We start from the raw sequence: 12674 nt of genomic DNA, 5'->3' as shown, positions 1-12674 counted from the left end.
ACTCATGATAAATATATCCGAGGTTATTGAAACCAATAAAATGATAGAAAAGGAAAATCTTGATGTCCGCACCATCACTATGGGTATCAACCTTCTTGATTGTGCCGACGGAAATCTTGATGTCCTTTGTCAGAATATATACAACAAGATAACACGTCTTGCCGGTAAGCTGGTAAGTACAGGCGAGGAAATATCAAAGGAATTCGGTATTCCTATCGTGAACAAACGTATTTCCATCACTCCTATAGTCCTTGTAGGGGGAGCAGCATGCAAGACTTCCGACGATTATGTAAAGATAGCTCAGACTCTGGACCGTGTGGCAGCCGAATTGGGAGTGAACTTCATAGGAGGTTATTCTGCCATCGTATCAAAAGGCATGAGCCATAGCGACGAACTGTTCATACGTTCTATTCCTAAGGCATTGGCATGTACAGAGAGAATATGCAGCTCTGTCAATGTAGGTTCTACAAAGACAGGACTCAATATGGATGCCGTACGCCTTATGGGAGATATCATAAAGGAAACTGCAGAGATGACAAAAGACCGTGACTCTTTGGGTTGCGCCAAACTCGTAGTACTTTGCAATGCTCCTGATGATAATCCGTTCATGGCAGGTGCATTCCACGGAGTGTCTGAAGACGATGCTGTTATAAACGTGGGAGTAAGTGGCCCTGGAGTAGTGAAATATGCACTCGAGCAGATACGTGGAGCAAGTTTCGAAGTCCTTTGCGAAACAATCAAGCGTACTGCATTCAAGATTACACGTGTAGGTCAGCTTGTAGCACAGGAGGCGTCTCATCGTCTTGGTGTTCCTTTCGGTATTATCGACCTTTCGCTGGCACCAACACCTGCTGTTGGCGACAGTGTGGCTGAAATCCTTCAGGAGATAGGACTTGAGTATCCGGGTGCACCGGGAACAACAGCAGCCCTTGCATTGCTTAATGATCAGGTTAAGAAAGGCGGTGTTATGGCGTCATCATACGTAGGAGGACTTAGTGGAGCATTTATTCCAGTCAGTGAAGACCAGGGAATGATTGATGCTGTAGTGGCAGGAGCTCTTACAATAGAGAAGCTGGAAGCCATGACATGTGTATGCTCTGTGGGACTTGACATGATAGCAATTCCTGGCGATACTCCGGCTACTTCTATTGCAGGTATGATAGCCGATGAGGCAGCCATAGGAATGATAAACCAGAAGACTACAGCGGTACGTGTAATTCCTGTAGTGGGAAAGACAGTGGGCGAAACAGTAGAGTTCGGAGGTCTTTTGGGTTATGCTCCGGTTATGCCGATTAACCGTTTCAGCTGTGATGCTTTCGTAAATAGAGGAGGACGTATTCCTGCTCCTATACATAGTTTTAAGAACTAGAAAGAAATAATTTAGTATAGATGACGAGTCTTTCTCTTTAAGAGTATGGCTCGTCATTTTTTATATTTGCGTAAGATAGCTTCAACTCGGAATTAAAAGTCTGAAAGCTTTTTTTTGCTTTGTACTACATTATGTTTGCGCTATCTTTTGATAAGCTAGGATGCGTTTCGGCATAGTCTAAATTTGAAAAACTTTGTTTTTCATTTGTCTCTGCTCTCAACTTTCATTATCTTTGTAAAAGACGTGCGACACTCACAAAATAGCCTTTGTCCACTTTTAATTATTAATTATTAATTGAATTGCATGAAATATCCTATAGGAATACAGAGCTTTGACCGTATAATAGAGGACGATTATGTTTATGTCGATAAGACTGATATGGTATATAGCTTAGTGCAGGAAGGCTCAATATACTTCCTCAGCCGTCCGCGCCGTTTCGGCAAGAGTCTTCTTGTATCGACACTGAAGAACTATTTTCTTGGCAGAAAGGAACTTTTCAGGGGATTGAAGATTGATGCGCTGGAGAAGGACTGGAAGGTGTATCCGGTATTTCATATTGATTTCAATGGTGGAGAATATACAATTAAAGGCGCATTGAGAAGCGCTATCCTAAGCTATATCACAGATTGGGAGAAACTATACGAAATAGAAAAAGGCGAGGAAGAACTTAACTTAGGTTTCAGGTTCAAGAGAATACTCGAGGCAGCCTATAAAAAAAACGGTCTCCGTGCAGTGGTACTTATTGACGAGTATGACAAGCCTATTCTTGATGTTCTGGATTATGACAAGGATTTGGAGGAAGAACATCGCAATATCCTGAAAGGTTTTTATTCCACTTTCAAAGGAGCCGATGAGTACCTTCAGTTTGTATTCCTGACAGGTGTAACGAAGTTCTCGCAGGTGAGTGTTTTCAGCGGATTCAATCAGCCCAAGGATATAAGTATGCATGTCAAGTATGAGACCCTTTGCGGTATATCCCAGGAAGAGCTGGAGAGTTATTTCAGGAAGCCTATAGAACAGATGGCTGATGAATACAGTTGTTCGTATGATGAAATGATGAATAAACTGAAATCGCAGTATGACGGTTATCATTTCAGTAAAAGAATGGCAGATGTGTATAATCCTTTCAGTCTGCTTAATGCATTCGATTTAGGTGAAATGAATGATTATTGGTTCAAGAGTGGTACTCCGACATATCTTATCCGCCTGTTGTCGCATTATGATGAGAATATGAACGAGATAACAGGGAAGTATTATTCTTCTGAAGAATTTATAGACTACAAAGCCAACATTGAGCAGCCATTGCCTATGATATATCAGAGTGGCTACCTTACTATAAAGAAATTCGATTTGGAAGAAATGACATTCCTGCTTGATTTCCCAAACAATGAAGTAAAACGTGGGTTTCTTACGATGGTGGCTTCATCTTATTTTGGCGATAAAATGGAGACAGCACCATGGATAAGGAAAGCTGTATCACAACTGAAAAAAGGTGAGATAGATGATTTCCGTACCGGTATGACCGCTTTCTTTGCAAGTATTCCCTATACGATGCGACGCAAAGAGAACGAGCGCGAAAAGGGAAGATATTTCCACTATACATTCTATCTTATCATGCGCCTTATGAGTGTCTATACAGTCTATACTGAGAAGGTCCAGAGCCACGGTCGTGTGGACTGTATAGTGGAAACACAGGATTATGTCTATATATTCGAATTCAAGCTTGACGGAATCGCCGATGAGGCTATGCGTCAGATAGAGGAGAGGGGGTATGCCCGTGAATATGAGTCTGACAGACGGAAACTGTATAAGATAGGTGCTGTATTCTCGTCCGAGACGGGGACTATAGAGGAATGGAAGGTAGAGTAGATGTTTCTTGTTGTAATTCTGATGAAATAATAACAGAGTCTTATTCCAATTTTGATTACAGTTGTCATTCTTTTTGTCCTTACGTCTTATTTGATAAAAAAACATTAGGATAATTTGTTTTCATTTTATATTTTTGTGCATAATTAATCATATAATCAATAATCATTTTAATAACAACTAATCATGGGAAACGAAGAATTAATTAAGCTTTGTATTGAGAAGGCACAGAAATGGTTGACTCCAGCATATGATGCTGAAACTCAGGCAGAAGTAAAACGTATGATCGAGAACGAAGACAAGACTGACTTGATTGAAGCTTTCTATAAAGACCTTGAATTCGGTACAGGCGGTCTGCGTGGTATCATGGGTGTAGGTTCAAACCGTATGAACATCTATACTGTTGGTGCTGCTACTCAGGGCTTGTCAAACTATCTTAACAAATGCTTTGCAGGCAAGAATGATATTTCTGTAGTTGTAGGTCACGATTGCCGTAACAACAGCCGTCTGTTTGCTGAAATCTCTGCTAATATCTTCTCAGCAAACGGTATCAAGGTATATCTTTTCGACGATATGCGTCCTACTCCTGAAATGTCGTTCGCTATCCGTCACCTCGGCTGCCAGAGCGGTATCATTCTGACTGCTTCACACAATCCGAAGGAATACAACGGTTACAAGGCTTACTGGGATGATGGCGCACAGGTACTTGCTCCACATGACAAGGGTATCATCGACGAAGTAAACAAGATTTCTTCTGCTGCCGACATCAAGTTCGAAGGCAATAAAGACCTTATCCAGATTATCGGTAAGGATGTGGACGATGTTTACTTGGAAAAAGTTCACTCTATCTCTATCGACCCAGAAGTTATCAAACGTCAGAAAGACCTCAAGATTGTCTATACTCCTATCCACGGAACAGGTATGATGCTTATCCCTCAGGCTCTTAAGATGTGGGGATTCGAAAATGTTCACTGCGTGCCTGAACAGATGGTAAAGAGTGGTGATTTCCCGACTGTAATATCTCCAAACCCTGAAAATGCCGAGGCTCTTACACTTGCCATCAACCTTGCAAAGAGCATCGATGCCGATATCGTTATGGCTTCCGACCCTGACGCTGACCGTGTGGGTATGGCTTGCAAGAACAGCGAAGGCGAATGGGTGCTTATCAACGGTAACCAGACTTGCTTGATTTTCTTGTACTACATCATCAAGAACCGTATCGCTATGGGTAAGATGAAGGGTAATGAGTTCGTTGTGAAGACTATCGTTACTACTGAACTTATCAAGGCTGTGGCTGACAAGAACAATATCGAAATGTATGACTGCTACACCGGTTTCAAATGGATAGCACGTCAGATTCGCCTGAACGAAGGTATCAAGCAGTATATCGGTGGTGGTGAAGAAAGCTACGGATTCCTTGCTGAAGATTTCGTTCGCGATAAAGATGCTGTTTCTGCATGTACTCTTCTTGCTGAAATCTGTGCTTGGGCTAAAGACCAGGGCAAGACATTGTACGATGTATTGATGGAAATCTATGTAGAATACGGTTTCTCTAAGGAAGTGACTGTAAACGTTACTAAGCCGGGTAAGAGCGGTGCTGACGAAATCAAGGCTATGATGGATAACTTCCGTGCATGTCCTCCTAAGGAACTTGGCGGTTCTAAGGTTGCTCTTGTTAAGGATTACAAGACTCTTAAGGCAACAGACGGCAACGGTAATGTAACAGACATTGATATGCCGGAACCATCTAACGTGCTTCAGTTCTTCACAGAAGACGGAACCAAGATCTCTGTACGTCCTTCAGGAACAGAACCTAAGATTAAGTTCTATATGGAAATCAAGGGTGAAATGGCTTGTCCTAAGTGCTATGCAGGAGCATGCGCTGATGCTGAAGAAAAGATTGAAGCTGTCAAAAAATCTCTTGGTATCTGATAAATTTAGTAATCAGTTAAATGGCTTTTAAACACCGTTTAAATACTGTTTAAACAGTGCTCGAATATTACTCAGACTGCATCGGATGATGATTGTGATAACAATATCGTCCGGTGCAGTTTATTTTTTGTTAAAATCCTAATAACCATAAGTCTATGAGTGTGGAAAATACATTACCTTTGCATCCCGGTAAAAAGTACAGGATATATGGCAAAGTCTAAAGAGATGACATCAGGGGCTCCTCTGCCTCTAATATTGAATTTCACAGTTCCTCTTTTATTGGGAAATCTGCTTCAGCAGACATATTCGTTTGTCGATGCTGCCATCGTGGGTAAGTTTCTTGGTATCAATGCACTGGCATCTGTAGGTGCAAGTACGTCTGTTGTGTTTCTTATCCTTGGTTTCTGCAACGGATGTTGTGGTGGTTTCGGTATTCCTGTAGCTCAGAAATTCGGGGCACGCGATTATGTCACTATGCGCAGGTTTGTGTCAGTCAGTCTGAAACTTGCTGGAGTGATGTCTGTTGCCATAGCTATCGTGACTAGTCTGCTTTGTGCGTATATCTTGAAATGGATGCAGACACCTGATAATATCATGGAAGGTGCGTATCTATACCTCTTGGTTACTTTTATAGGAATTCCGTGTACTTTCTATTACAATCTTCTTTCTAGTATAATACGTGCATTGGGAGACAGTAAGACTCCGTTCTGGTTCCTTCTTATATCTACTGTACTGAATATTGTTCTCGATTTGGTATGTATCCTTGTGTTGGGGTGGGGTGTTGCCGGTGCAGCCATAGCCACGGTAGTTTCGCAGGGAGTATCGGCACTGATGTGCTATAAGTATATGTACCGCAAGTTCGATATTCTTAAGACTGCTCCGGCTGACAGACGTTTCCGACCGGAACTGGCAAAACAGTTGCTCTATATAGGTGCACCTATGGGACTTCAGTTCTCCATAACAGCCATCGGCAGTATAATGCTTCAGAGTTCCAACAATGCTTTGGGAACAGCATGTGTGGCAGCATTTACGGCAGCTATGAGGATAAAGATGTTTTTCCTCTGTATGCTCGAAAGTCTTGGTATGGCGATGGCAACGTACAGCGGACAGAACTACGGAGCAGGAAAACCGGAGAGAATATGGCAGGGCGTGAAGGCTGCCATGATGCTTACGGTGGCTTATGTGGTAATGGTAAACTTAGTTTTGTGGAATTTCTCCGAGGAGATAGCGATGCTGTTTGTCGATGCCTCTGAAACAGAAGTATTGGCCGACACAGCATTGTTTCTGCATGTATCGGCTTCATTCTTCATATTTTTGGGTATGGTATGTATATTCAGATATACTATTCAGGGAGCCGGTTATACCCAGCTGTCTATGCTTTCCGGATTGGCTGAGATGATAGCCCGCATATTGGTGAGTGTGGTAGCAGTTCCTATGTGGGGATATTGGGCAGTTTGTTTTGGCGATCCTATAGCATGGATGTTTGCCGTTACCTTCCTGCTTCCGGCGTTCAGGCATGTATATCGCAAATTATGCAGTATAGTTGAGAAGGAAAAGGCTCTGCAGACAGCCTGATTCAATTCTTTACACTCATCCTTTTCCAGACACATCGTGGAATGAGTCTCCAGAAAAAGACCAAAATTCTGTATTTCCAGTCTATTACGGCAATTCTCTTTTTACTGTTCAATGCCTTAACTATTAGTCTTGCCGTATAGTCTGTTTTCATCAGCATCGGGTATTTTTTCCCGTCATTAAGCAGGTTTGTGGCAACAAATCCCGGACGTATATCCGTGAATCGGATGTCCAGTTTCTTCATTGAAGCCAGCTGCTCGAGTGCATCAATGTAAGTATTCTGAAATCTTTTGGTAGCAGAATATGCAGGTGCTATTCCAAGTCCTTTTGTGCCGGCAATGGAGCTTATAACAGCTATGTGTCCTTTGCCTTTATCTCTGAAATATCTGAAGGCTGCACCAACCATTCTTGTAAATCCGGTTCCGTTTGTTTCAAGAGTATTAAGCTCTATATCTGCATCAAGGTTGGCGTTCTGATGTCCTATACCGGAACTGTGGAAGTACATATCCATGCCTCCAAGCTCATCTATGAGTGAGAACAGTGCGTTGCCGGCGTCTTCATCTTTCACGTCTATGGCTTTAATGCAAACCTGTCCTGGAAATTCCGATTGCAGTTTTCTTAGGTTTTCTTCTCTTCGTCCGGCCAGTCCAAGCTTCCAGCCTTCAGAGAGGAGGAGGCGTGCCACTTCGTAACCTATACCGGAAGTGGCTCCCATAATTACCGCACGTTTCGTCTTGTTTATCATGTTATTATCTGTTTGATTTTATTTCGTAAATAAACTCCTTGTATTCTGGTATGTTAGCATTCTTCCCGAGGTAGTATCTCGTCAGCATAGGCATCCGTTCGTTCAGGCTTACAAAATTCCTGTCCAGATTACTGCAGAAAGCCATATAAGCATTTCTGTTTGCCATATTTCCGGCATCATCCCTGTATATGGTTATGTAGTGGTTCATCGGACGGGCATGCATAAGCTGGTTAATGTGCATGGCGAGATGTTTGGCTTCTGTGGGTGATATACTGCCCATTATATTTGACATGTTGAAAATTACAAGTTCAGGAAGTACTGAATGTGCTTTCCAGAAGCCGTCACTGACAGATGTTATTCGTGGATGCAGGCTCCATTTTACATGTCTGTAGCTTTCTGAAGTCAGGAACTTTTCGCTTGTTTTTCCTATTTCTTCCGTAGGATATATACCTAAATAGTAGATATCAGTATGGTTAAGCTGTCTGCATAAGTCAATGAAAGCCAATCCTGAAGCTGCCGATTCGTATGATATATCGCAGAATACCACTCTTCCGGATATATTGCGTATTGCGCCCCTCAGCCAGCTTCCACAATCTTCGTACATTGCCATTGCCGCCGAATATTGTTTTCTCATCTGATAAAAGTTGAATAATAGAGCATACTCGTCTTCGTTCAGTCCTGATAATGATGCGAAATCTGTTCTGCCGTATGATATTATTTCCTTTGCCCGCGCCATATCCATTTCTGATAGGACAGCATTTTCGAAAAACGGTTTTTCTATAATACTCTTGAACGTCTGTCCGAAATATGTACTTATGGAATACGACTCATCTTTAGTCTCCCAATCTGTGTCGTAATTGGGGATAGTAAATTTGCCGTTACAGAAGTCTTCTGTATTGGTTTCTATAAATCCGTTGTTCATGCGGATATATTCCATAAGTTTGTAGAAAGTGATGTTAGCGCTCAGTACTTCAGGGTTTCCTGTCATAATCATTTGCTTGCGTGCGCGTGTTATAGCCACATTCAGTTTACGGTCTATAATTGCATCTTCCTCGCGGAAAGTGTTTGATGTCAGGAAATTAAGCTGACTGGTATTTCGCACGGTGAATGAATATATTATAATATCCCTTTGGCTTCCCTGATATCTTTCTACAGTGTCGATGGAGATATTCATCAGTTCCGGAATACCGAGCGATGAAATCTCCTTTCTTATCATTGCTATCTGGTTACGGTAAGGCACAATAATTCCTACAGTTTTGTCTGCATCAAAATAGTTTTCTGTAAGACTGTAAATTCTTTTCAGTAATGCCGCTATGATTTTTGCCTCGTTTATGTTTGCCTTGTCTGATAGAGCGGATATGTTTTCCGGGGTAGGGGTAGTGATGAAAATCATTCTCCTTGATGTCAGAAGCTTTTCTATCATATCCGGATTTTCAGGTATGTTCGAATATGGCAGTTCCTCTTCCTGATGAGGTAGAGGTACACATTCCAGACACTCGCGGCTGTAGAATGTGTTGTTCGGAAACTCTGCTATGGCAGGATGCATGCGTCCCTGTTTCCTCAGAACACTTTTCAAGTTTTCGCAACTTTGTTTGTATAATCGCTCGAACAGTGAGTTTCTGCAGTCGTACAGACCAATTTCGTTAAGAAGAGGATCTGTAATTCTTGCGCATTCCGCATTCTGAAGTGCGATGGCAGGTAATTGCTTGTAGTCGCCTATCAGAACAAACTTATCTATGGCATTGCTGTTCCCGCTTCTTGCAGAAAGGATACCAATAAGGTCAGGCTCAAGTATCTGAGATGCCTCGTCGATTATAGCCATGTCGAAATGTTTGATATCGAACAGGTTGAGTCTGTTGTTTATGGCAGTTGTGGTTCCTACAAAAATCCTTGTATCAGAAATTTTCTTTTTTATGTCAGCCAGTTTGGGACAATCCGCCAACTGATTTTTCATCAGGAAAGGTTCGAATCTTCTGTCGCACGACATTTCATGCCCAATACGGATGAACGATGTATCCGACGCTATTCCTGAATCGACAAGCATACTGCAAATCTCATCGACAGCCCTGTTGGTGTACGATAATAACAGCAGGGATGTATTCTTTTCAGTAAGCGCCTCTTCCACCATAAACCTCAATGCACACGAAGTCTTGCCTGTTCCCGGAGGACCTACAAGCAGGAAATAGTCTTCAGCCTGTTTTTCCTTGAGAATGATTTCATCAAAACGTCCGTAGTTGCCGTTCAGCTTTATTTCGTTATTTAACGACGGTTCCCTGCTTCTCAAGAGAAGTTCCTTCCTTTCAGCTCTGGCAGAAAGAAACGAGAACAAACCTCTTATGGCTGCAGATGCAGAGATATCCGAAGAATCGTGTTCGATGGCGAATTTGTCAGTTTCTCCACCAATGATATCCTTGTTCTGCTGTCCGTTTCTCAGTATGATAGTTACGCTGTCGTGAGTTATTTCAGTGATGTTACCTTTCATAAGTATTTCGTTTCTCACGTCAGGAATGTCTTCATAAGGGTAGAATATAACTATGTCACCTTTCCTGAAGTTTGGCAGAAAATCCTCTCCCTGTACAGGTATGCTTAACTCTATCAAGTCATAACCTTTATTGGGCGAGCTTTTTCTTTTGTCAATGATTTTCAGTCCGGTAAGAATATTCCCGTTTTCAAGTTTCTCGGCTAAAGTAGTGTTCCATACTGATGCAAATCCTCTTGAAGGATCATCGTTCCCGCCTGTACGCGACAGTACGGATTCTTTTGAGATAAAGGTGAAGAAACGTTGGAAATAAGCCTTCTCCAGTGGCGAACAATGTTTCAGAGTCTGTATAGTCTTATACAGTTCAGGCTCCTGAAAATCGTTCCATAATCTGTTGTGCAGTTGCAGTTCGTTTAGCAGGTCAGTATCAAGTTCTTCTGTCACCTTCGATATCGCCCCTTCGCTGAAAGCCATTTCGTTGCACACTATCATGTTTCTCAGCTTTATACTTTCGCGGAAAAGTTTCTCGCTGAAGTGTTCTATCATAAGCCCGTCTGTATATCTGGAATATAGCAGGAATGTCTGCATGTCTTCGGTTGCCTTACCGAAATTATACATCAGTACTCCCTGATAGAGCATCATCTGTATGAAATGGTCTTCCTTATGCCGGCGGTTAAACTCATCCTTCTTACCGGCCTTTTGTTCAATAAGTACTTTAAAATTCTTCTGAAGCAAGTCCACACGTCCCTGCAAGCCAAGTTTCTCGCATATAAACGATGCTTCCAGCATTACCTTGTTTCTGTCAAAAGATGGTATGCTGTGTGGAAGAATGTCGTTTACAAAAGAGCGGATATTCATCATCTGCGACTGTGCCATTGCATGGAAGTTGTCCGGTATCTGGCAGGTACAGAAATCGAGCGCCGATGTTGAAAAGAATTTCTTCAGACTCTCTGCGTAAGTCACAGGTTGAGTACTTCTTTCGTTTATATAATCATCAAGAAACATACCAGCAAGGTTACCCATAAGTATATGATGAGTATTGGCTTTCGGCTTGATACGGTTCATGAAATAGTTCAGCGGGTGATGTCCGTATTCTCTGAAGCATGTAGCCAGCGAACTTATGTCGAGAAGGAAATCCGGATGTAGTATTATCAGTTCGGGTATATAGTGGTTTTCTTCATCCACTTTCACATTAAGCAGATTTATCTGCATGTTTTCCGTGAGTAAATCGTTCAGATACATTATGTCGCCATTGTATCCCCCTTTGGCATAATTGATTACTATCAGAGGGTCATCGTTGCTGTCGGTAGAAGCAAAAATAAGGTTCTCGTTCCAACTGTTTACCGAGGCTCTGACGTAAGGAATATGTGAAAGTCGAGTACCGCTGTACGGGCGGTTGGAGTGAGGTATCTGTGGAAGAATTGAAGCGGGAATATCCTCTCCGAAAGCCAATGAGATGAATCGTACGATGGCTCTCAGGTCGTAAAGATACTCGTCCATGTCAGGATGGAAATCGTCACCTAAGGCCGAGTTACAGTTACGTCTCATGGTCTGTATGGCATATCTGTCCGATGGAGTCATTTTCTTTTCCTTACAGATGAAATCAAGTCTTGAGAACATATTGGCGAAAGATGCGGTTACTCCAGTTGTCAGTTCGTAACAGGCCTGTTCCAGTACCTTTTTAAGCAGAATATATTTAGCCCGCAGGTTGTCTTGCGACGCTGCGGGCTGAGTATGTATTTTTTCTATTCTCTGGAAAAAATCAGATGACTGTATGTCGATGTGTTCCGGTCTGTTAGTCATCAGTTATCTGTTGTATCGGCTAAAATATATTCAATTGTTGCTTTCTCGAGTTTAGGATACTGACTCTGATATGTTTCAGTCACATCATGTCTAAGAACTTTATAGGTATAGTTATTTTCTGTTTTCTCAATCAGATCCATTTTAATTTTATTATAACCAGCTAGTGATATTTCGAAACTTAATATCTTGTTTCCGCTTTCAGAGTCGAATGATTCATTTTGACTGAATATCCCTGTTACTGCATTTCCACCTTCTTGCTGATATATTGTTACATTACCTCCGTTCATTTCTTCTACAGTATATGTAAACTCAATAGAACCACTGACCTTCATTATTGCGCTTTCAATAATGTTTTCTTCAATAACCTTTGTCTCGTTCTGAGTCAGATCACCACCCAGAACTTCAGTTGAAATATTATTTACATGGAATATACGTGCCTGATTTTTTACGTTAATGATAAACCGGCTTTCATTCTTTTCATAATCTGTAATACGCAGACTTCCATATCCTATCTTGAGTGGAATGAGTGATACTTTCTCGCCGTTGTATTCATATCTTACAATATCTCTGTTCTGGTTTTCAAGGACATATTTCCCGTCTCCACCTCTGATGCTGAAATCCATACCTTCAGTAAAAGCGTCGATATATATAGTATCGTTATTTGTTATATGAGTCTTTCCGTCAGAGCTGACAAGTGTTATAGGAGCATAGCTTTCGCCACATGAAGTTAGGAAAACAGTAAATAATATATTTGTAATTACAATCAGAGATGATAATAAATTTCTTTTCATATTTCTCGTTTCCATTTAAAATCCAAACAAAGTTGGATAATTCATTATTAATTAACTTTAGTTTTATATCTTTGTATCAGGATGTTAAGAGGAAGTAGGCTCTGCTGAGGAGCAACC

Annotated in this window: 7 protein-coding genes; 4 read left to right on the top strand and 3 right to left on the bottom strand. The window is 41.6% G+C overall.

Translation table 11 applies throughout. The annotated features are described in order from the left end of the window. Positions 1-4 precede the first annotated feature (4 nt). From H6A27_RS05125 to H6A27_RS05110, 4 genes are all read left to right on the top strand, one after another. Entirely contained in the window at positions 5-1369 is a 1365-nt protein-coding gene (locus tag H6A27_RS05125; protein WP_204507941.1) for a PFL family protein, read from the top strand. A gap of 303 nt (positions 1370-1672) precedes the next feature. Next, a complete protein-coding gene (locus H6A27_RS05120) occupies positions 1673-3238 on the top strand; it encodes an ATP-binding protein (RefSeq protein ID WP_204507940.1) in 1566 nt (521 codons plus the stop codon). 183 nt (positions 3239-3421) lie between these two features. Continuing rightward, complete coding sequence (locus tag H6A27_RS05115) at positions 3422-5167, top strand: phospho-sugar mutase (protein WP_204507939.1); 1746 nt, start codon at positions 3422-3424, stop codon at positions 5165-5167. Between the two features lie 207 nt (positions 5168-5374). Continuing rightward, positions 5375-6742 (top strand): MATE family efflux transporter, encoded by a 1368-nt coding sequence (locus tag H6A27_RS05110; RefSeq protein ID WP_204507938.1) that lies wholly within the window; start codon positions 5375-5377, stop codon positions 6740-6742. A gap of 1 nt (position 6743) precedes the next feature. On the opposite strand, the gene H6A27_RS05105 is transcribed toward H6A27_RS05110, so the two are convergent. From H6A27_RS05105 to H6A27_RS05095, 3 genes are read right to left on the bottom strand one after another with little or no spacing between them, the layout of a single operon-like run. After that, complete coding sequence (locus H6A27_RS05105) at positions 6744-7484, bottom strand: SDR family NAD(P)-dependent oxidoreductase (protein WP_204507937.1); 741 nt, start codon at positions 7482-7484, stop codon at positions 6744-6746. A gap of 4 nt (positions 7485-7488) precedes the next feature. Further along, on the bottom strand, positions 7489-11766 hold the full coding sequence (locus H6A27_RS05100) for an AAA domain-containing protein (protein ID WP_204507936.1): 4278 nt from the start codon (positions 11764-11766) through the stop codon (positions 7489-7491). Beyond that, positions 11766-12557 carry a hypothetical protein gene (locus tag H6A27_RS05095; RefSeq protein ID WP_204507935.1) on the bottom strand — a complete coding sequence of 264 codons (792 nt, stop codon included), beginning with the start codon at positions 12555-12557 and terminating at the stop codon, positions 11766-11768. The genes H6A27_RS05100 and H6A27_RS05095 overlap by 1 nt, the downstream gene beginning before the upstream one ends. Between the last annotated feature and the right edge of the window lie 117 nt (positions 12558-12674).

It is taken from the genome of Bacteroides caecigallinarum (genome assembly GCF_016902295.1).
Lineage (GTDB): Bacteria > Bacteroidota > Bacteroidia > Bacteroidales > Bacteroidaceae > Phocaeicola > Phocaeicola caecigallinarum_A.
This window is presented reverse-complemented; position numbering and strand designations above follow the sequence as displayed.

Coding starts and splice junctions, on each gene's coding strand:
- H6A27_RS05125 (WP_204507941.1), top strand. CDS start 5: ATGATAAATATATCCGAGGTTATTGAAACCAATAAAATGATAGAAAAG.
- H6A27_RS05120 (WP_204507940.1), top strand. CDS start 1,673: ATGAAATATCCTATAGGAATACAGAGCTTTGACCGTATAATAGAGGAC.
- H6A27_RS05115 (WP_204507939.1), top strand. CDS start 3,422: ATGGGAAACGAAGAATTAATTAAGCTTTGTATTGAGAAGGCACAGAAA.
- H6A27_RS05110 (WP_204507938.1), top strand. CDS start 5,375: ATGGCAAAGTCTAAAGAGATGACATCAGGGGCTCCTCTGCCTCTAATA.
- H6A27_RS05105 (WP_204507937.1), bottom strand. CDS start 7,484: ATGATAAACAAGACGAAACGTGCGGTAATTATGGGAGCCACTTCCGGT.
- H6A27_RS05100 (WP_204507936.1), bottom strand. CDS start 11,766: ATGACTAACAGACCGGAACACATCGACATACAGTCATCTGATTTTTTC.
- H6A27_RS05095 (WP_204507935.1), bottom strand. CDS start 12,557: ATGAAAAGAAATTTATTATCATCTCTGATTGTAATTACAAATATATTA.